The 18,907-nt window shown below is 60.3% G+C and carries 17 protein-coding genes and 1 riboswitch; of the genes, 8 read left to right on the top strand and 9 right to left on the bottom strand.

Translation table 11 applies throughout. The features are described from left to right. Positions 1 to 880: adenosylmethionine--8-amino-7-oxononanoate transaminase (bioA, locus tag PMI28_RS27000; RefSeq protein ID WP_007981674.1), on the bottom strand; the 880-nt coding region annotated here is incomplete at its 3' end. Between the two features lie 223 nt (positions 881 to 1,103). Between bioA and PMI28_RS27005 the strand changes: the two genes are divergently transcribed. The 3 genes from PMI28_RS27005 to PMI28_RS27015 all read left to right on the top strand — a co-directional run bounded on the left by PMI28_RS27005 (position 1,104) and on the right by PMI28_RS27015 (position 4,307). Continuing rightward, entirely contained in the window at positions 1,104 to 2,864 is a 1,761-nt protein-coding gene (locus PMI28_RS27005) for a flavin monoamine oxidase family protein (RefSeq protein WP_007981672.1), read from the top strand. A gap of 265 nt (positions 2,865 to 3,129) precedes the next feature. Continuing rightward, positions 3,130 to 3,681, top strand: a complete 552-nt coding sequence (locus PMI28_RS27010) for a cytochrome b (protein WP_007981670.1) — start codon at positions 3,130 to 3,132, stop codon at positions 3,679 to 3,681. Between the two features lie 32 nt (positions 3,682 to 3,713). Next, positions 3,714 to 4,307, top strand: coding sequence for a YceI family protein (locus PMI28_RS27015; protein WP_007981668.1), 594 nt, complete (start codon positions 3,714 to 3,716; stop codon positions 4,305 to 4,307). Positions 4,308 to 4,539: 232 nt separating this feature from the next. Here PMI28_RS27015 and PMI28_RS27020 read toward each other — a convergent pair whose 3' ends face one another. From PMI28_RS27020 to ahcY, 4 genes are all read right to left on the bottom strand, one after another. Next, positions 4,540 to 6,414 (bottom strand): DEAD/DEAH box helicase, encoded by a 1,875-nt coding sequence (locus PMI28_RS27020; protein ID WP_007981666.1) that lies wholly within the window; start codon positions 6,412 to 6,414, stop codon positions 4,540 to 4,542. Between the two features lie 222 nt (positions 6,415 to 6,636). After that, a complete protein-coding gene (locus tag PMI28_RS27025; RefSeq protein WP_007981664.1) occupies positions 6,637 to 7,452 on the bottom strand; it encodes a substrate-binding periplasmic protein in 816 nt (271 codons plus the stop codon). A gap of 191 nt (positions 7,453 to 7,643) precedes the next feature. Further along, positions 7,644 to 8,489 carry a methylenetetrahydrofolate reductase [NAD(P)H] gene (gene metF / locus PMI28_RS27030; RefSeq protein WP_007981661.1) on the bottom strand — a complete coding sequence of 282 codons (846 nt, stop codon included), beginning with the start codon at positions 8,487 to 8,489 and terminating at the stop codon, positions 7,644 to 7,646. A gap of 160 nt (positions 8,490 to 8,649) precedes the next feature. Then, a complete protein-coding gene (ahcY, locus tag PMI28_RS27035; RefSeq protein ID WP_007981660.1) occupies positions 8,650 to 10,059 on the bottom strand; it encodes an adenosylhomocysteinase in 1,410 nt (469 codons plus the stop codon). 23 nt (positions 10,060 to 10,082) lie between these two features. Further along, a riboswitch (S-adenosyl-L-homocysteine riboswitch) is annotated at positions 10,083 to 10,182 on the bottom strand. A gap of 198 nt (positions 10,183 to 10,380) precedes the next feature. Between ahcY and PMI28_RS27040 the strand changes: the two genes are divergently transcribed. Both PMI28_RS27040 and PMI28_RS27045 read left to right on the top strand, forming a co-directional pair. After that, positions 10,381 to 10,785 carry an acyl-CoA thioesterase gene (locus PMI28_RS27040; protein ID WP_007981658.1) on the top strand — a complete coding sequence of 135 codons (405 nt, stop codon included), beginning with the start codon at positions 10,381 to 10,383 and terminating at the stop codon, positions 10,783 to 10,785. A 176-nt stretch (positions 10,786 to 10,961) separates the two neighbouring features. Then, a complete protein-coding gene (locus PMI28_RS27045) occupies positions 10,962 to 11,858 on the top strand; it encodes a formate/nitrite transporter family protein (protein ID WP_007981653.1) in 897 nt (298 codons plus the stop codon). Between the two features lie 3 nt (positions 11,859 to 11,861). Here the strand turns inward: PMI28_RS27045 and PMI28_RS27050 are convergent, their stop codons facing one another. Further along, entirely contained in the window at positions 11,862 to 13,031 is a 1,170-nt protein-coding gene (locus PMI28_RS27050; RefSeq protein WP_007981651.1) for an MFS transporter, read from the bottom strand. A 317-nt stretch (positions 13,032 to 13,348) separates the two neighbouring features. On the opposite strand from PMI28_RS27050, the gene PMI28_RS27055 reads away from it, so the two are divergent. Together PMI28_RS27055 and PMI28_RS27060 are read left to right on the top strand one after the other, a co-directional pair. Continuing rightward, positions 13,349 to 14,182, top strand: a complete 834-nt coding sequence (locus PMI28_RS27055; protein WP_007981649.1) for an EamA family transporter — start codon at positions 13,349 to 13,351, stop codon at positions 14,180 to 14,182. 50 nt (positions 14,183 to 14,232) lie between these two features. Further along, positions 14,233 to 14,616 carry an MAPEG family protein gene (locus PMI28_RS27060; protein ID WP_007981647.1) on the top strand — a complete coding sequence of 128 codons (384 nt, stop codon included), beginning with the start codon at positions 14,233 to 14,235 and terminating at the stop codon, positions 14,614 to 14,616. 145 nt (positions 14,617 to 14,761) lie between these two features. Here PMI28_RS27060 and mltA read toward each other — a convergent pair whose 3' ends face one another. Then, positions 14,762 to 15,946, bottom strand: a complete 1,185-nt coding sequence (mltA, locus tag PMI28_RS27065) for a murein transglycosylase A (protein WP_007981645.1) — start codon at positions 15,944 to 15,946, stop codon at positions 14,762 to 14,764. 127 nt (positions 15,947 to 16,073) lie between these two features. Here mltA and PMI28_RS27070 point away from each other — a divergent pair, with 127 nt between their 5' ends. Beyond that, complete coding sequence (locus PMI28_RS27070) at positions 16,074 to 16,523, top strand: c-type cytochrome (protein WP_007981644.1); 450 nt, start codon at positions 16,074 to 16,076, stop codon at positions 16,521 to 16,523. Positions 16,524 to 16,681: 158 nt separating this feature from the next. On the opposite strand, the gene PMI28_RS27075 is transcribed toward PMI28_RS27070, so the two are convergent. Together PMI28_RS27075 and ligB are read right to left on the bottom strand one after the other, a co-directional pair. Beyond that, positions 16,682 to 17,077 carry a DUF1090 domain-containing protein gene (locus tag PMI28_RS27075; RefSeq protein ID WP_007981641.1) on the bottom strand — a complete coding sequence of 132 codons (396 nt, stop codon included), beginning with the start codon at positions 17,075 to 17,077 and terminating at the stop codon, positions 16,682 to 16,684. Between the two features lie 96 nt (positions 17,078 to 17,173). Beyond that, positions 17,174 to 18,853: an NAD-dependent DNA ligase LigB gene (gene ligB / locus PMI28_RS27080; RefSeq protein WP_007981640.1), complete on the bottom strand. Its 1,680-nt coding sequence runs from the start codon at positions 18,851 to 18,853 to the stop codon at positions 17,174 to 17,176. Positions 18,854 to 18,907 lie beyond the last annotated feature (54 nt).

Below are 18,907 nucleotides of genomic sequence, written 5' to 3'. Positions count from 1 at the left end.
CCAACGGCAGGTAACCGCCGGTCAGGGCTTTGGACAGGCACAGGAAGTCCGGGCGGATACCGGCCTGTTCGCAGGCGAACATCGTCCCGGTGCGGCCGAAGCCGACGGCGATTTCGTCGTGGATCAGGTGCACGCCGTAGCGGTCGCAGGCTTCACGCAGCAACTTGAGGTACACCGGGTGATACATGCGCATGCCGCCAGCACCCTGGATCAGCGGCTCGACAATCACGGCGGCGACGCTGTCATGGTTCTCGGCCAGGGTCTGTTCCATGGCTGCAAACATGTTGCGCGAATGCTCTTCCCAGCTCATGCCCTCGGGACGCAGGTAGCAGTCCGGGCTCGGCACCTTGATGGTGTCCATCAACAGCGCTTTGTAGGTCTCGGTGAACAGCGGCACGTCGCCCACCGACATCGCCGCCATGGTTTCGCCGTGGTAGCTGTTGGTCAGGGTGACGAAGCGTTTCTTGTTCGTCTGACCGCGATTGAGCCAGTAGTGAAAGCTCATTTTCAGCGCGACTTCGATGCAGGATGAGCCGTTATCGGCATAGAAACACCGGGTCAGGCCTTCCGGCGTCATCTTCACCAGACGTTCGGACAGTTCGATCACCGGTTGATGGCTGAAGCCGGCAAGGATCACATGTTCGAGCTGATCGACCTGGTCCTTGATGCGCTGGTTGATCCGCGGGTTGGCGTGCCCGAATACATTGACCCACCAGGAACTGACCGCATCGAGGTAGCGTTTGCCCTCGAAGTCTTCCAGCCACACGCCTTCACCGCGCTTGATCGGGATCAGCGGCAGTTGTTCGTGATCTTTCATCTGGGTGCAGGGATGCCACAACACGGCGAGATCGCGTTGCATCCACTGATTATTCAGGCCCATTTTCACTCTCCTGGAGGCGGTCCGTGAGACGCGCGGACAAACAATCGCGCAAGCCTATGCAATGCGTGTCACGGGAACAACCCATTGTGTCGAATGAGCTACTTTGTCCAGGCCGATAGACGTTGCTGGCGGGCGTCTGAAGGCTAACGTATCCTTCGCGGCTCTTGGGCCGTCTGGCTCGCAAAAACTGCTGTTTTCCTCGTGTAATTCCGGAGTTCGCTGAATGTCTGTCGGTTGGCTGCGCGCCTGTGCGCTGGTGATGTTGGGGCTGTTCAGCGTGTCTGCGCTGGCCAAGGATAAAACCGCGATCGTGGTTGGCGGCGGCCTGTCGGGCCTGACTGCCGCGTACGAGCTGCAGAACAAGGGCTGGCAGGTCACCCTGCTGGAAGCCAAGTCGAGCCTGGGCGGTCGTTCCGGCATGGCCACCAGCGAGTGGATCGGCAACGACAAGACCCAACCGGTGCTGAACAAGTACGTTTCGAACTTCAAGCTGAGCACCACGCCGGCGCCTGAATTCGTGCGCACCCCTGGCTACCTGATCGACGGCGTGTATTACAGCGCTGCCGATCTTGCCACCAAGGAGCCGGCCACTGCCGAAGCGCTCAAGCGTTACGAGAAAACCCTCGACGACCTGGCGCGTTCGATCGATGACCCGCAGAACCCGGCCGCCAACAACACCTTGCACGCGCTGGATCAGGTCAACGTGTCGAGCTGGCTCGACAAGCAGAACCTGCCGGCCACCGCGCGCCAGCTGATCAACCAGCAGATCCGTACCCGCTACGACGAGCCTTCGCGCTTGTCGCTGCTGTATTACGCGCAGCAGAGCCGCGTTTACCGTGGCGTTTCCGATCGTGACCTGCGTGCTTCGCGTCTGGTCGGTGGCAGCCCGGTGCTGGCGCAGGCTTTCGTCAAACAACTGAAGACCATCAAGACCAGTTCCCCGGTCTCGGCGATCATTCAGGACAAGGACGGCGTGACCGTCAAAGTCGACAGCGTCAGCTATCAGGCTGACTACGTGGTGCTGGCCGTACCCTTGCGCGCCCTGAACAAGATTCAGATGACCCCGGCGCTGGACGCCCAGCACCTGGCGGCGATCAAAGGCACCAACTACGGCTGGCGTGACCAGATCATGCTGAAGTTCAAGACGCCGGTGTGGGAAAGCAAGGCGCGCATGTCCGGCGAGGTCTACAGCAACACCGGCCTGGGTATGTTGTGGATCGAGCCTGCCCTGAAGGGCGGTGCCAACGTGGTGATCAACCTGTCCGGCGACAACGCGCGGGTGATGCAGGCGTTCGGCGACAAGCAGATGGTCGATCAGGTGTTGATCCGCCTGCACACGTTCTATCCACAGGCACGCGGTTCGTTCACCGGTTATGAAATCCGTCGCTACAGCACCGACCCGTCGACTGGCGGTGCCTACCTGGCCTTCGGTCCGGGCCAGATCAGCAAATTCTGGCGCCTGTGGGAACGTCCGGTCCAGCGTGTAACCTTCGCCGGCGAACACACTGACACCCTGTATCCGGGCACCCTGGAAGGTGCATTGCGTACCGGTCAGCGTGCAGCCAGCCAGGTTGAAGACCTGGCGGCCGGCAAGTCGTTTGAACCGGCGAAAGTGGTTCCGGCAGCTGCTGCAGCGGCGGGTGCTGGCGCGGTGGTGGCGAAGAAGGGCAACTTCTTCAGCAACCTGTTCGGCGGCTCGGATGACGAGAAGAAGCCGGAACCGGTCAAGGCACCTGAGCCTGTTGCACCGCCTGCTCCGGCGCCAGCCCCGGCCGCCGCGCCGGCACCGGTGGAAGCACCGAAGCCTGCGGCACCGGTAAAAGCCGAGCCAGCCAAGAAGGCTCCGGCCAAAGCCCCGGCGAAACCGGCAGCCAAGACCGAAGCGAAAAAAGCCCCGGCCAAGACACCGGCCAAGAAAGCCGAGCCGGTGAAGAAACCAGCGGCCAAACCCGCAGCGACCCCGGCAACGGATACCAAGGCGTAATAAGCCCTGGGACAAAAAAAACGCGGCGTAAATGCCGCGTTTTTTTATGCCTGGAGAAATCCGCATTCACAATCGAATAAACCATCTGCAGGAAGTGTTATTGAGTTGGGCTACATTTTTGTATACACATTGGCCTTTAATCTTTTCTTAACTCGCCTATTTCAGACTCTTGATCGTATTTCTCGATATTTCAAAGCGAAATTTTCGGCTTTAATTCGATGGATAACTCGATAGTCTTGGGCCAGCACTTACAGGGATCTAGGCAATGCAGCTACGTAACTCTACCTCCCGCTACGGCTGGGTCAGCATCTTCATGCACTGGGGCGTGGCACTGGCCGTATTCGGTTTATTCGCCCTCGGGCTGTGGATGGTCGGCCTCGGCTATTACGACCCATGGCGCAAGACCGGGCCGGATCTGCACAAGAGCATTGGTTTGATCTTGCTGGGCGTCATGGTGCTGAGGGTGTTGTGGCGTTTCATCAGCCCACCGCCACCTACTTTGCCCAGCTACAGCCGCATGACGCGTCTGGGCGCCAAGTTCGGCCATGCCTTTTTGTATCTCTGTCTGTTCGCTGTGATGATTGCCGGTTACCTGATTTCCACCGCAGAAGGTGCCGGGATTCCGGTGTTTGACTGGTTTGAAGTGCCTGCCCTGATTTCCGGACTACCGGACCAGGCAGATAACGCCGGTGCGATTCACCTCTACCTGGCGTGGGTGCTGGTAATTTTTTCCGTACTCCATGCGTTGGCAGCATTGAAGCACCACTTTATCGACCGTGATGTGACCCTCAAGCGAATGCTGGGTCGCAAAGCCTGAAGTTCAACCTCGACTCCCAAGGAAAACAAAGCATGTTGAAAAAGACTCTCGCCGCCCTGGCAATCGGTTCGGCCCTGCTGTCCGCTAATGTGATGGCTGCGGACTACGTTGTAGACACAACAGGCCAGCACGCCTTCGTCAACTTCAAGATCAGCCACCTGGGCTACAGCTACATCACCGGTACCTTCAAGACCATGGACGGCAAGTTCAGCTTCGACGCTGCCAAGCCTGAAGACAGCAAGATCGAGTTCAACGTGAACCCCGCCAGCGTCTTCACCAACAACGCTGAACGTGACAAGCACATCTCCAGCAAAGACTTCCTGAAAGTGGCTGATTTCCCCAAGGCCACGTTCGTGTCCACCGGCGTTAAAGCCACCGGTAAAAACGCTGCTGGCAAAGACACGGCCGACGTGACCGGCGACCTGACGATTGCTGGCGTAACCAAGCCAGTCGTGATCAAGGCCACTTTCCTGGGTGAAGGCAAGGATCCATGGGGCGGCTACCGTGCAGGCTTCGAGGGCACTACCAGCATCAAGCGTTCCGATTTCGGCAAGATGATGGACCTGGGTCCACAGTCTGACGCCGTCGATCTGTACGTCAGTTTTGAAGGTATCAAAGCGAAGTAACTTTCGCGCCAACATAAAAAACGCCCCTGATCGAAAGGTCCGGGGCGTTTTTTATTGCCGAACACAAACCCATTGTGGGAGCGGGCTTGCTCGCGAATACGGTGGGTCAGTTACCTTAGATGCTGAATGTACTACCGCTTTCGCGAGCAAGCCCGCTCCCACAGGGTTTTGTACTGATCAAAAAAATGCCCCGGACCTTTCAGTTCGGGGCATTTTTTATTGTGGCGATAACTCAGCGATTGCGGGTCAGCAACGCTGGTTTCTCACCACGAGGGCGGCTTGGCAGTTGATCCAGTTGCTCAGGTGTCGGGAAGCGGTCTGCCTTGGACTCCTTGTGCATGATCTTCGGTGCCGGGCCACGCGGGTTCTGCACGGCCGGTTCCGAACGAGGTTGATCGTCACGGGCCGGGCGGCGATTGCGCGAGTCTTCGCGGCGGGCCTGGCCGTCGCGCGGTGCGCCACTGCGTGGGCCGTTGCGCTTGGCCGGTGGAGTGCCGGTGGTGGCGCCGTCGCTGTTGCGCGGACCGTTCTGGCGACCTTGTGGTTTGCCGGAACGGGGAGCGCCCGAACCTGCCGCAGTGCCTTGTGCCGGAGCGCCCGGACGGCGACCACGGCCTTGAGCCGGCTTCTGCTGCGGCACGTAGTCGACGCGGTTACCGAAGTTATCGATATCGTCGTCCAGGAACTCGTCCGGGGCACGATCAGCGGCTGCGCGTGGTGCCTGGCTTGGCTGACGCTGTTCGCGGGCCGGGGTACCTTCGCGAGGTTTTTGCTGACGGGCCGGACGCTCACCGCGCTCACCGCGCTCACCCGCCGGTTTTTCCTTGCCCTTGTCCTTGCCTTTGTCCTTGCGACCGCCACCGCTGCCGTTCGGACCGTCGCCGCGCGGGCCACGTGGATTGCGTGGGTTACGCATGTCCGGACGCTCGCGCACTTCAGGTTTCTCGGCTTCCACGGCGCTCGCATCGAAGCCCATCAGGTCGCCGTCGGCGATTTTCTGTTTGGTCATGCGTTCGATGCTTTTCAGCAGTTTTTCTTCGTCCGGGGCTACCAGCGAAATCGCCTCGCCCGAACGACCGGCACGGCCGGTACGACCGATACGGTGCACGTAATCTTCATCGACGTTTGGCAGTTCGAAGTTGACCACGTGGGGCAACTGGTCGATGTCCAGGCCGCGAGCGGCGATGTCGGTGGCGACCAGGATGCGCACAGTACCGGCCTTGAAATCGGCCAGGGCTTTGGTGCGGGCGTTCTGGCTCTTGTTGCCGTGGATGGCGACGGCGCTCAGGCCGTGTTTGTCCAGGTACTCGGCCAGACGGTTGGCGCCGTGCTTGGTGCGGGTGAACACCAGCACCTGTTCCCACGCGCCGGCGGTGATCAGGTGCGCCAGCAGGGAGCGCTTGTGGCTGGCGGCCAGGCGGAACACGCGCTGTTCGATACGCTCGACCGTGGTGTTCGGCGGCGTGACTTCGATGCGTTCCGGGTTGTGCAGCAGCTTGCCGGCGAGGTCGGTGATGTCTTTGGAGAAGGTCGCCGAGAACAGCAGGTTCTGCCGTTTGGCCGGCAGACGCGCCAGGACTTTCTTCACGTCATGGACGAAGCCCATGTCGAGCATACGGTCGGCTTCGTCCAGCACGAGGATTTCCACGTGGGACAGGTCGACGCTGCCTTGGCCGGCGAGGTCGAGCAAGCGGCCAGGGCAGGCCACCAGCACGTCCACGCCACGGGACATGGCCTGAACCTGAGGGTTCATGCCGACACCGCCGAAGATGCAGGCGCTGACGAACTTCAGGTCGCGGGCATAGACCTTGAAGCTTTCATGCACTTGCGCGGCGAGTTCGCGGGTCGGGGTCAGGACCAGCACGCGCGGCTGACGCGGGCCGTGACGCTGGGATTTGTCCGGGTGACCGTTAGGGAACAACCGCTCCAGGATCGGAAGGGCGAAACCGCCGGTTTTACCAGTACCTGTCTGTGCCGCGACCATCAGGTCGCGACCTTGCAACACGGCGGGAATGGCCCGCTGTTGCACCGGAGTAGGCTCGGTATAGCCCGCCGCCTCGATGGCGCGGACTAAAGCCTCGGAGAGACCGAGGGAAGCAAAGGACATGAGAAATCCTGTTTTAGTTAGGGCTTGGCCCAATGGGAGTCTTGCCTGGCGCGAATGGCGTTTAAGGAGACGCTATCCCGTCCGGTCCTGCTGGGTCTCGAAGGCTCGTCTGCAAGCGCTCGCGCGGGCTGAAAGCTGCGCAGTAGCGGGGTCGAGATGCCTTAAACGATTCCGAGCGTCCGGGCGTGAGCCTGGCGGGAAGGCCGGAGTATAACAGAGCAATCACTGTGCGCTGCTTTCATGCTGCTCAACGGTTTTTTCCGAGGTCGCCGCAGTCTTTTCAGCCTTCATGCTGGCGGCCGGTTCCGCGCCGTAGCGGGCGCTCAGTTCAGCGTAGGCGGGCTCGCGCTTGAAACGCTTGAGTTCGGCGCCGAAACGCTGCACCAGCAAATCCATGCCTGCATTGCGCCGTACCGCGAGAAACTGGCTTTGCTGGCTGATGATCGTGGGGTTTTCAGTGATCTTGTCGCGGATGCCCAGTTCGTCGAGCAAATGCTGGCCGACCCGGCGGTCGGTAATCAGCAGGTCAATCCGCCCGCGTACCAGTTTGCCGAAGTTGGCTTCATGGGTGGGGGCGGGCTCGCGGGTGAACAGCGTCGAATCGCTGAAATCCTTGCTGTACAGATAACCCGGAGAGGTGCCGACGGTCAGGCCGCGCAATTCATCGAGGGTGCGAAAGGGATGGGGCCGGGCATTGGCGTAGAACATTACGAACTGGACTTCAGACAGGGGTTCGCTGGGGTAGAGCAGGGTCGCATCACGCTCGTCGCTGTGAAAGATGTCCAGCGCGCCATCGGCCTGACCCGATTCAAGCATCGACAGGCAGCGTTTCCAGGGCAGGAACTGCCATTCCACTTCGATGCCCAGGCGTTTGAAGACAATCGCGGTGGTTTCGTAGTCCAGGCCCAGTGATTTGCCGTTGTCTTCGTATACGTAAGGTGCCCACGGCTCCGTGACAATACGCAGCCTCTCGCCCCGGGCGGCGAAGCTCAGGCAAGTGAAGACAAGCACGGCGATTAATTGCGTGATCAAAGGCATGGCTTGAGATTACGACGAGAAACCGGAAAGAGCCAGAAACTGACCGCAGATGCTCTAACTCCGTGGGTTGCCGCACATTAACAGTGCACGAAAGCAAAAGATCGCAGCCCGCGGCAGCTCCTACAGGGAATACACATTTCTCTGTAGGAGCTGCCGCAGGCTGCGATCTTTTGTTCTTGCTTTAACGACTTTTAACGCGGCAGCTTCAGGTTTTTCCACACCGCCAGGCTCGCTTCAGCCTGGTTCAGCGTGTAGAAGTGCAGCCCTGGAGCGCCACCCTGCAGCAGTTGTTCGCACATCTCGGTGATGACCTGTTCGCCAAAGCGCTGAATGCTCTGGGTGTCGTCGCCGTAGGCTTCCAGTTGCTTGCGGATCCAGCGCGGGATTTCCGCACCGCAGGCATCGGAGAAGCGCGCCAGTTTGCTGTAGTTGGTGATCGGCATGATGCCCGGCACGATCGGGATGTTCACACCCAATGCCCGCACGCGCTCCACGAAGTAGAAGTAGCAGTCGGCGTTGAAGAAGTACTGGGTGATCGCGCTGTCGGCGCCAGCGTTGGCTTTACGTACGAAATTGGCGACATCGTCTTCGAAGTTGCGTGCTTGCGGATGCATTTCCGGGTAGGCGGCAACTTCGATGTGGAAATGATCGCCGGTTTCTTCACGAATGAATTCAACCAGGTCATTGGCGTGGCGCATTTCACCACTGGCCATGCCCATGCCCGAAGGCAGGTCACCGCGCAGGGCAACGATACGCTTGATGCCGGCGGCCTTGTACTGGGCCAGCAGGCCGCGCAGGTCAGCTTTGCTATCACCCACACAGGACAGGTGAGGGGCGGCAGGGATTTTGACTTCGCTTTCGAGCTGCAACACGGTGTTCAGCGTGCGATCACGGGTCGAGCCGCCGGCGCCGTAGGTGCAGGAGAAGAAGTCGGGGTTGTAGCTGGCCAGCTGGCGAGCAGTGGCGAGCAGCTTTTCTTGCCCAGCATCGGTCTTCGTAGGGAAGAACTCGAAGCTGTAGCGACGATCTTGGGACATGGGAATACCCTTGAAAACGCGTAAGCCTGTGAGGCTTGCACATCCCATGTGGGAGCGGGCTTGCCCGCGAAAGCGCTGGGTCAGTCGACATTAATGTTGAATGATAAACCGCTTTCGCGAGCAAGCCCGCTCCCACAGGGAGAGCAGGCAGCAGAACCGATCAGTAGCGGTAAGCGTGCGGCTTGAACGGACCTTCGACGGTCACGCCGATGTAGTCGGCCTGGGTCTTGGTCAGTTGAGTCACAACGCCGCCGAAGCCACGGACCATTTCCAGGGCCACTTCTTCGTCGAGTTTCTTCGGCAGCACTTCAACGGTCAGGCGCTCGGCTTTCTGGGCTGGCGACAGGTCGGCGTACTTCTGGCCGAACAGGAAGATCTGCGCCAGAACCTGGTTGGCGAACGAACCGTCCATGATGCGGCTCGGGTGGCCGGTTGCGTTACCCAGGTTAACCAGGCGGCCTTCGGCCAGCAGGATCAGGTAGTCGTCGTTATGCGGGTCGAAATCGCCAGCGCCGGTACGGTGGATCTTGTGCACCTGCGGCTTCACCTCTTCCCATGCCCAGTTCTTGCGCATGAAAGCGGTGTCGATTTCGTTGTCGAAGTGGCCGATGTTGCAGACAACAGCGCGCTTCTTCAGGGCTTTGAGCATGTTCGAGTCGCAAACATTGACGTTGCCGGTGGTGGTCACGATCAGGTCGATCTTGCCCAGCAGGGCCTTGTCGATGCTGGCTTCAGTACCGTTATTGATACCGTCGATGAACGGCGAAACCACTTCGAAACCGTCCATGCAGGCTTGCATGGCGCAGATCGGGTCGACTTCGGAAACCTTGACGATCATGCCTTCCTGACGCAGGGACTGAGCGGAACCCTTGCCCACGTCGCCGTAGCCGATGACCAGCGCTTGCTTGCCGGACAGCAGGTGGTCGGTGCCGCGCTTGATCGCATCGTTCAGGCTGTGACGGCAGCCGTACTTGTTGTCGTTCTTGCTCTTGGTCACCGAGTCGTTGACGTTGATGGCCGGGATTTTCAGCTCGCCCTTGGCCAGCATGTCCAGCAGGCGGTGAACGCCGGTGGTGGTTTCTTCGGTCACGCCGTGGACGCGGTCCAGAACCTGTGGGTACTTCTTGTGCAGCAGCTCGGTCAGGTCGCCGCCGTCGTCGAGGATCATGTTGGCGTCCCATGGCTGGCCATCCTTGAGGATGGTTTGCTCCAGGCACCACTCGTACTCTTGTTCGGTTTCACCTTTCCAGGCGAAAACCGGGATGCCGGCAGCAGCGATGGACGCGGCGGCCTGATCCTGAGTCGAGAAAATGTTGCAGGACGACCAGCGCACTTCGGCACCCAGGGCAACCAGGGTTTCGATCAGCACGGCAGTCTGAATGGTCATGTGGATGCAGCCGAGGATCTTCGCGCCCTTGAGCGGTTGCTCAACGGAATACTTGCGGCGCAGACCCATCAGGGCCGGCATTTCGGATTCGGCGATGATGGTTTCGCGACGGCCCCAGGCAGCCAGGGACATGTCGGCGACTTTGTAATCGGTAAAATCTGCAGGCGTGATAACAGCGCTCATGAAGAGCCTCCATTCGTAATGTATGCGAATGGGCGCCGTTGTGCGTTTAGTGTCTGGCTTAAGGCCAGGCAACGCCCCATCCGAGCCTGACAGGTCTAGCCTGCTGCAGCGCCCCTCGGACAGGTGGCGGGAAAACGGTATCAAGTGATGATGACCGTTTTGAAACGGGGGCGATTATAGCGGGCTATGCTGATCTTCCAAAGCGTTTCTGTCAGTCAATGTCCGAACGGTAATCGAGACCATAGTCAAAGCTTGATAGAGCTCTAGTCCGGGCTCTGCCATGATGCCGGGCATCAATCGGCAAGATGGTCAGGAGTGAATATGAATTTCCACACCCGCAAATGGGTAAAACCCGAAGACCTCAATCCCAACGGCACTTTGTTCGGCGGCAGCCTGTTGCGCTGGATCGACGAAGAGGCGGCGATCTACGCCATCGTCCAGTTGGGCAACCAGCGTGTGGTCACCAAGTACATTTCCGAAATCAACTTCGTCAGCGCCTCGCGCCAGGGCGACATCATCGAACTTGGCATCACGGCGACCGAGTTCGGCCGCACCTCGATCACCCTGACCTGCGAAGTGCGCAACAAGATCACCCGCAAGAGCATCCTCACGGTCGAGAAAATGGTCTTCGTGAACCTCGGTGAAGACGGCTTGCCGGCGCCCCACGGGCGGACCGAGATCAAGTACGTCAAGGACCAGTTCAAGGACGATGATGCCGTTCAGTAAGATCGGCGTCGTTTTCTTCGCGAGCAAGCCCGCTCCCACATTGGAATGCGTTTCAAATGTGGGAGCGGGCTTGCTCGCGAAAGCGGTTCTGTATTCGCCGAAGATTTGTCTGGGCACTGAACAGCCGTGAACCCCGCGTGTCGTAGCTAAATAGCCCGCCACCGGTTGCGCACATCATGAACTCGGCACAAGACGGCAAGACCCCGAACCTTTCGGCGCAAGAAGAGCACGAAGTCGAAAAGAGCCAGCCGCCCCGTGCCGCGGTGTTGCATGAAATCATCCGCACCCAGGGCGATCAGGAATTGGAGCGCAGCATTGCCGCATTGTGGTGGTCGGCGCTGGCGGCGGGGTTGACCATGGGCTTGTCGCTGATGGCCATGGGATTGCTCAATTCGCGTCTGCCGGACGGTGAAGGATTCAAGGTGATCGCGAGTTTCGGTTATTGCGCCGGTTTTCTCGCGGTGATCCTGGCCCGTCAGCAACTGTTTACCGAAAACACCCTGACCGCTGTCCTGCCGGTGATGACCAAGCCGACGCTGGCCAATTTCGGCCGGCTGCTGCGGCTGTGGACGGTGGTGTTGATCGGCAACCTTTGTGGCACTTTGCTGGTGGCGTACGTGATGCTGGAACTGCCGATCTTCGACAGCAAGACCGATGTCGCTTTCCTCGATATCGGCCGCAAGGTCATGGAAAACCATGCCAGTCAGATGTTCGCCAAGGGCATCGTCTCCGGATGGATGATAGCCACCATGGTCTGGATGATTCCGTCCATGGAGAGCGCCAAGATGTGGATCATCATCCTCATCACCTACCTCATGGCGCTGGGGGATTTCACTCACATCGTGGTCGGTTCGGCCGAGGTGTCGTATCTGGTGTTCGCGGGTGAGTTGCCGTGGAGGGATTTCTGGCTGGTGTTCGCCGGGCCGACGCTGGCGGGGAACATCATCGGTGGCAGTTTTATTTTCGCGCTGATCAGCCATGCACAGATTCGCAGCGAAAGCGGGCCACCGAAGAAATCGGCGGATCAGGGCGACGCGCCCGATCCGCAGTTGATCAAAAAACAATCAAGGTGATGCTCAGCCCGCCACACCAAGTGCAGCCGCACCACGACGCTGGCGATAGATGAAGAACAACGCGGTCATCACGGTCAGCCCGCTGACCAATGCGCCAGTCCAGGGTAAATCCGCCAGGTCCGCGCCACTGGCCACCACCAGGCCGCCAATCCATGCGCCGGCGGCGTTGCCGAGGTTGAAGGCGCTCTGGTTCAAGGTCGAACCCAGGTTCGGTGCTTCATGAGCCTGATCGATGATCAGCAACTGCAGGATCGGGCACAGTGCAAAGGCGAACGTCCCCCACAGCACGAGCGTGATCGCAGCCGGGATCACCGAGTGACTGGTTTGCGTGAACGCCGCCAGCACCACCAGCACCGCCAATGCCATGCTCACCAGCGAAGGCAGCAGCCGACTGTCCGCCAGACGACCACCGAGCATGCTGCCGGCGGTCAAACCAACACCGAACAACAGCAACATGAGGGTGACGCCGTGAGGGCTGACGCCGGTGATGTCCTGCAGGATCGGCGCAATGTAGGTGAACACACTGAACAGGCTGGTCGAGGCCAGCACACTCATGCCCAGGGCCAGCAATACGCTGGCCTTGCCCAGCACCTTGAACTCGCTGGCCAGGTTGGCCTTATCCATCGCGATGTGTTTCGGCAGCCAGATCCATTGCGCAATCGCGGCCAAAACACCGATCACCGATACCGCCCAGAACGTCGAGCGCCAGCCCGCGAATTGCCCGAGTGCGGTGCCCAATGGCACGCCGAGTACATTGGCCAGGGTCAGGCCGGTGAACATCATGGCAATTGCCTGGGCCCGTTTGTTGGGGGCGACCAGCCCGGCAGCCACCACCGAACCGATGCCGAAAAATGCGCCGTGGCACAGTGCCGTGATCACTCGCGCGGCCATCAGCGTGGCGTAATTCGGCGCCAGTGCGCAGAGCATGTTGCCGAGGATGAACATCAGTGTCATGCCCAGCAGGGTGGCTTTACGCGGCATGTTGGCGGTGCCGACGGCGAGGATCGGCGCGCCGAACACTACGCCCAGGGCATAGCCGGTGATCAGCAATCCGGCATCGGGAATGCTCACGCCGAGGTCACGGGCGACGTCGGGCAACAGACCCATGATGACGAATTCGGTGGTGCCGATGCCGAAGGCGGCAACAGCGAGGGCAAGCAAGGCGAGTGGCATGCGCAAGGTCTCTGTCGGTAGTCTTGACGCTGTGATCAGGCATACGCAGGCCGACGACCGTTCTCGACGAGAGTGGGCCGGGCAGAATTTTTATTGGAATTGGTCTGTGCGCAACTGAGTGCGGCGTGGTCGCTTGCAGTATAAACAGCCACTGACATATGGCGAATCAATTCTATACCTGGCCCCTGTAGGAGCGAGCTTGCTCGCGAAAGACGTCAAGGCAACGCGTTTATCCAGGCAGCACGCGTTATCGTTAACGTCCATCGCGAGCAAGCTCGCTCCTACAGGGATCGTGGAGACAACAAAAGGAGTAGGCCGTGCTTGCGACGGCGTTGGTGTTGGTGGCGGCGCTGTTGCATGCGGCGTGGAATACCCTGATCAAGTTCAGTGCGGAGCGGCTGTTGGTGGTGGCCTGCATGGACAGTGTGGCGCTGCTCTTTGTCGCGCTGATGTTGCCGTTCCTGAGCGTGCCGCCGCTGGAGATCTGGCCGTGGATCCTGGCGTCGGCGGCGTTCGAGTTGCTCTATCGCTATTTGCTGATCCAGGCCTATCGGGTTGGCGACCTCGGGTTGGTCTATCCATTGATGCGCGGCCTGTCACCGTTGGTGGTGCTGGCGCTGACGCTGATCTTTGCCGGGGAAGTGCTGACCCCTCAACAGATTTTCGGCATCCTGCTGATCCCGTTCGGCATGTTGTGCCTGCTCTGGCAGGGCGGTGGCGGTGCGCGCCTGCCGTGGTCGATGTTGCCGGTGGTGGCGTTGATCGGCCTGTGCATCGGTTGCTACACCTACATCGACGGGCAGGCATTGCGGCGCTGGTCTCATCCACTGGATTACCTGGTCTGGGTCACTTTGCTTAGCGCCTGGCCGTTTCCGCTGTTGGCGTTGGTGCGCAAGCGCCCCGCGTTCATGTTGTTCTGGCGCGAGCAGTGGCGGCTTGGCCTGGCGGTCGGGTTTTGCGTGTTATTCAGCTACGCTCTGGTGCTGTGGGCGATGCAACTGGGTTCGATTGCCGAAGCGGCGGCATTGCGCGAGATCAGTGTGATTCTGGTGGTGCTGTTTGGCATGCGTTACCTGAAAGAGCCCTTCGGTCGGCCTCGGCTCCTGGCCTGCGGGCTGGTACTGATCGGCATATTGGTGATGAAGTTTTGATCGCTCCGATGAAATTCGATTTTCTATGAACTTGAAAAAAGGACGGCGTAATGACGGTGGCTCTGTGGTGCATTTTGATCGCGATTCTCCTGCCGTATGTGTGTACGTGGATCGCCAAGATCAGTGGCGGGTTCAGGCTGAAAGACAATCATGACCCTCGGGATTTTCTCGACTCTCTGGAAGGCTTTGGCAGGCGGGCGCACGCGGCGCAGTTGAACAGTTTTGAAGTGATTCCGGCGTTTGCCGCGGCGGTGATCGTGGCGCACCTGGCCGGCAATGCCGAACTGGTGACGATCAATGTGCTGGCCGTGCTGTTTATTACCAGCCGCCTGCTCTACATCATTTGTTACCTGGCGGATTGGGCGACACTGCGGTCGCTGGTGTGGTTCGTGGGGATAGGGTTGATCGTGAGTTTCTTTGTTGTGTCGGTCTGAAAGATCTTCAGGGTTTTTTCGGGCCTCTTCGCGAGCAAGCCCGCTCCCACACTGGATCACCGTCGAACACAGATTTTGTGTCCACTGAAAATCAAATGTGGGAGCGGGCTTGCTCGCGAAAGCGGTCAGTCAGGCGATGCGGGACTCAAGGATTGGCTTTGACCGCATCCGCCACCTGCGGCACTTGCGGCAACGCAGCACCTTTGGGCCAGAGCATCCAGATCTGCCCCTGCTGTTTCATGTCCCCGGCCAATTGCCCGGCCGCATCGCCGGTGCCCCAGAACAGATCCGCCCGAACCTCGCCGGCAATTGCGCCGCCGGTGTCTTGCGCGGCCACTGGGCGAACCAGGGCTGTGCCGTCCGGTTTGGTGGTGGACAGCCACAACAGGCTGCCCAGCGGAATCACCTTGCGATCCACCGCCGCGCTGTAACCGGCGGTCAGCGGTACGTTCAACGAGCCGCGCGGACCTTCGTTGCTGTCCGGGTTGCGGGTGAAGAATACATAGCTGGGGTTGCTGCCGAGCAGTTCGGGAATCCGCGACGGATTGGCCTTGGCCCAGGTGCTGATGGCACCCATGGTCACATCTTCCTTTTTCAACTCACCTTGCTCAACCAGCCAACGGCCGATCGGTCGATACGGATGGCCATTCTGATCGGCATAGGCAATGCGCAATTGGCGACCATTGTCGAGCTGGATGCGACCCGAGCCCTGGATCTGCAGGAACTGCAGGTTCATCGGATCGGTCAGCCAGGCCACGACCGGCGCCTTGACCCCTTTGTTTTCGATGGTTGCCGCATCGTCGTAGGGCTTGAGCACGCGACCTTCGAGCCGGCCGCGCAGGCGCTTGCCCTTGAGTTCCGGGTAAATGCTGTCGAGGGCGACGATGATCATGTCCTCGGGGACGCCATACACCGGGACATTGGCAGCGCTAGTCTGGTTCAGGCTCCCGGGATAGACCGGCTCGTAGTAGCCGGTGATCAAGCCGTTGGGGTTGTCGTTGGCGGCGCGCAGGCCATAGACATTGAGGTTCTGCTTGAGAAAACCACGGATGTCGCCGGCGGTTTGCGGCACCGTGGCGGCGGCTGCGCAGGTGCCACCCCAGACCGGGTCGGCCTTGAGTCGGGTGCAGGCGCTGCGCCATGAACCGAAACCGGCGACGAGGTCGCTGTCGGATACCGCCGGCAGCGCTTCCCACGTGGCACTGGAGTAGGTAGCCAGGGCGTGGGTTTTCGGTTGTTGCTTGTCGCCACCGGTGCAGCCCGCGAGCAGGGCCACCATCGGCAGGGTCCAGGCCAGGCTGTGGCGCCATGCCTTGAAACGGCTGTTCATGGAGTGATTCCTTTGCCGGTTGCCTGAGCGCTCCATGCGCTCAAGCAACCCTTGTTGATAATAGGGCTATTGGTCTTTGCCGATGACACGAGGATACTGGCCGCCGTTTCCGTGACCTGAAGCCACCATGACTCTTAAAAGACTTTCTGTTGTATTGCTGGCCTGTCTGACGTTGTCCGCTTGTGGCGGCATCGACCCCAACTCGCCGCTCGGTCAGCGCAAGGCCATTTTCAAGCAGATGCTCAAGACCGGCGAAGACCTGGGTGGCATGTTGCGTGGGCGCATTGCGTTCGATGGCCCGAAGTTCGCCGAGGGCGCGGTGAAACTCGATGTGCTGTCCCGTGAGCCGTGGCAACATTTCCCGCAAGTGCGCGAGGACGATCACACCAGCGCCAAGAGCGATGTCTGGGAGCAACAGGCACGCTTTCAGACAATGGCCCGTGACCTTGAGAGCGCCACCGGTGAATTGGTGATCGCCAGTCAGGTTCAACCCTACAAGGCCAGCAACCTGGGGCCGGCGGTGCAGAAAGTCGAAGATGCTTGCAGTGCGTGTCATAAGGCGTTTCGGGATCATTGATTGGTGTTGTTCGGTCTGACGTCTTCGCGAGCAAGCCCGCTCCCACATTGAGTTTCGGTTGGTACAAATGTTGTGTTCACTGAAGAACCAATGTGGGAGCGGGCTTGCTCGCGAAGGCTGCTTTAGTAGCACCAAAGATCCATGTTCGTTGCCAGTGCTTATTTATCCAGCTCATCCAGGGCGTCCTGCAATTCCTTGCGGGCATCGGCGAGTTTGTCTTTGCGCTTGTTGATCTTGTCGGGGTCGCCTTTTTTCATGGCCTTGTCCAGGTCCGCCTGACGCGTGCTGACTTCGTGCCTGGCATCGAGCACCTTGTTTTCCCGTTCTTTCTTCAGCGAGGCGTCGGTGCAGTTCGCTTCGACTTCGCTCAGGGCTTTTTCCAGGCCCGCCTGCTGGTCGGCATTGCCGTGGACCTTGGCCAATTCGATCTGGTTGACGATGCCTTGCTTCTTGGCGGCGCAACCGGTCAGCCCCGGCGCTTCCTCGTTTGCCATCAACGGGGTGGCCAGCACGCTGCAAAGGGCCAACAGGGCGAGCGGTGAAAGAAATTTCATAAAAGCTCCATGTAAGAAGGCAAGCAGGCCGGTGTGGCAATGGCTTGTTGGAGCCCAGCGGTCCCGTGGGGTTCCCGGTGAGCCCAGGGCTGGCAGCTAAAAGCCGTCAATCCCCGCATCACGTAACGTTTCACTCAAGGCCAGGACCTGTGGATCGCGGAAAAAAGCGTTCAGTTGCGCCGCGCGTCCCGGCCCGATACCGGCCTCAGCCTGCCATTGTTCGATATCTCGCTGCGCCAGTGCCTGCCATGCATCGCCGAGGTGCGCCTGACCTGTCGGCGGCAGTCCCAGGGCTTTCAGCCAGTGCGCGAACGGGCGTTGCCTGGCCAGGTTGAAACTGTCTGCAAGGCGAGCGGCACTGCGCTCGCCGAAACCGTCAATGGTAGCAAGCTCTTGGGCATCGAGGGTCAACCAATCCAGCAGACCGTTCAGGCGACCTGTTGCAAGAAGTCTTTCCCACGTGCCCGGACCCACATTGGGCAGCGCCAGCCCCTGTTTGCTGCTGAGCCAGCTCAGGCGCGCGAGAAACTGGCTTTCGCAGCCCGGGGTCGGCTGCCAGCAACTCAACGAATGAAAGTCTGCTGCCTGCGGCGCGTTCAATTCGGCGCGTTCGCTGCTGCGTAATACGGCGCTATCGAGCCTGGGAATAGTCAGCCCGGCCAGGCTGATGGCGACCTGATCACCCGGACGGATGTCCAGCGTCTGCCAGCGTTGCAGGGAGCTGACACTGACGCGCCTGATCTGCCGGTCATCGAGCATCACCGGGGTCAGTTCAAGTACTGGAGTGATCCGTCCGGTCCGGCCGATCCTGAAGTGAACCTGGCGGACTTCGGCCAGTGCCTGGGCAAAGGGGTATTTCCAGGCGATGCCCCAGTAGGGTGACTTGGCCTGCCAGCGTTCGGCGGCTGGGCGCTGGGTCTGGCGCAGGACGATGCCATCGCTGGCAAAGGGCAGGGGTGAGCGATACCAGTGTTCGCGCCAGCGTTCGGCGTCGACGATGGTGCCGATTGGCTGGCTGTATGCCGTGGTGCTCGGGAAGCCCAGCGCAGTCAGTGTCTCGACGCGGGTGGGCAAGCTTGCCGGGCCTTGTGGCCAATCCCAGACAAACAGATCGATGCCGGCGGCCTGCTCGGCGCTCAAGACCTTGCGCGCCATCATGCCGGCCACCGTGGCGCGAGCGTTGAGGCTGCCGGCCCGGGCTTGCACATGATCGCTCAGGCGCCAATACAGTTCGCCCTGCACGAGCAAGTCCCGGGGCTGCGATAGCCGTTGCGGGATGGCCGGAATCTGCCGTGCCGGAACCGTCCAGTCCTGACCGCTCTCGCCGTCGCCACGGCTGATTGCCTGGGCCAGCAGACCGTTGCGGTAAACCAGGGTCACCGCCACGCCATCGATTTTTGGCTGGACCCAGACGTCCGTTCGATCACGCAGCCATTTTTCCACGGCGGTTCGATCGTGCAGTTTGTCCAGGCCGGTGTGGGCGATGGGGTGAGACAACGTGCCGCGTGCAGTGCGCAAGGGGGCTGCGGACGGGCTCAGGTTGAAGCAGTGGCGCCATTGGGTGAGTCGTGTGCGGGACTGGTCGTAGAGTTCATCGGCGACCAGTGAGCGTCCCTGACGGTGATAGCTATCGTCCCATAAGTCGATCTGCTGTTGCAGTGTGCCGACTTCCTTCAGAGCGCGTTCGGACGGCCAGTCCGGGCACTCGGTGGCACCGGCATTCAGGCAGGCAAGGGTCAGTAGGGCGGCGAAAAACAGGCGCAGGTCGGGAAGCATCTTGAGCGTCCTTGCTCGGTGAGGTGCGTGAAGGCTAGGTCAGTATCTGTCGGT

Source organism: Pseudomonas sp. GM48 (assembly GCF_000282335.1).
Classification (GTDB): Bacteria; Pseudomonadota; Gammaproteobacteria; order Pseudomonadales; family Pseudomonadaceae; genus Aquipseudomonas.
The sequence above is the reverse complement of the archived record's forward strand: the minus strand, read 5'-3'. Positions and strand labels throughout refer to the sequence as shown.

Excerpts from the sequence above, each read along its gene's own strand:
- PMI28_RS27005 (WP_007981672.1), top strand. The coding sequence starts at position 1,104 with ATGTCTGTCGGTTGGCTGCGCGCCTGTGCGCTGGTGATGTTGGGGCTG.
- PMI28_RS27010 (WP_007981670.1), top strand. The coding sequence starts at position 3,130 with ATGCAGCTACGTAACTCTACCTCCCGCTACGGCTGGGTCAGCATCTTC.
- PMI28_RS27015 (WP_007981668.1), top strand. The coding sequence starts at position 3,714 with ATGTTGAAAAAGACTCTCGCCGCCCTGGCAATCGGTTCGGCCCTGCTG.
- PMI28_RS27020 (WP_007981666.1), bottom strand. The coding sequence starts at position 6,414 with ATGTCCTTTGCTTCCCTCGGTCTCTCCGAGGCTTTAGTCCGCGCCATC.
- PMI28_RS27025 (WP_007981664.1), bottom strand. The coding sequence starts at position 7,452 with ATGCCTTTGATCACGCAATTAATCGCCGTGCTTGTCTTCACTTGCCTG.
- metF (WP_007981661.1), bottom strand. The coding sequence starts at position 8,489 with ATGTCCCAAGATCGTCGCTACAGCTTCGAGTTCTTCCCTACGAAGACC.
- ahcY (WP_007981660.1), bottom strand. The coding sequence starts at position 10,059 with ATGAGCGCTGTTATCACGCCTGCAGATTTTACCGATTACAAAGTCGCC.
- PMI28_RS27040 (WP_007981658.1), top strand. The coding sequence starts at position 10,381 with ATGAATTTCCACACCCGCAAATGGGTAAAACCCGAAGACCTCAATCCC.
- PMI28_RS27045 (WP_007981653.1), top strand. The coding sequence starts at position 10,962 with ATGAACTCGGCACAAGACGGCAAGACCCCGAACCTTTCGGCGCAAGAA.
- PMI28_RS27050 (WP_007981651.1), bottom strand. The coding sequence starts at position 13,031 with ATGCCACTCGCCTTGCTTGCCCTCGCTGTTGCCGCCTTCGGCATCGGC.
- PMI28_RS27060 (WP_007981647.1), top strand. The coding sequence starts at position 14,233 with ATGACGGTGGCTCTGTGGTGCATTTTGATCGCGATTCTCCTGCCGTAT.
- mltA (WP_007981645.1), bottom strand. The coding sequence starts at position 15,946 with ATGAACAGCCGTTTCAAGGCATGGCGCCACAGCCTGGCCTGGACCCTG.
- PMI28_RS27070 (WP_007981644.1), top strand. The coding sequence starts at position 16,074 with ATGACTCTTAAAAGACTTTCTGTTGTATTGCTGGCCTGTCTGACGTTG.
- PMI28_RS27075 (WP_007981641.1), bottom strand. The coding sequence starts at position 17,077 with ATGAAATTTCTTTCACCGCTCGCCCTGTTGGCCCTTTGCAGCGTGCTG.
- ligB (WP_007981640.1), bottom strand. The coding sequence starts at position 18,853 with ATGCTTCCCGACCTGCGCCTGTTTTTCGCCGCCCTACTGACCCTTGCC.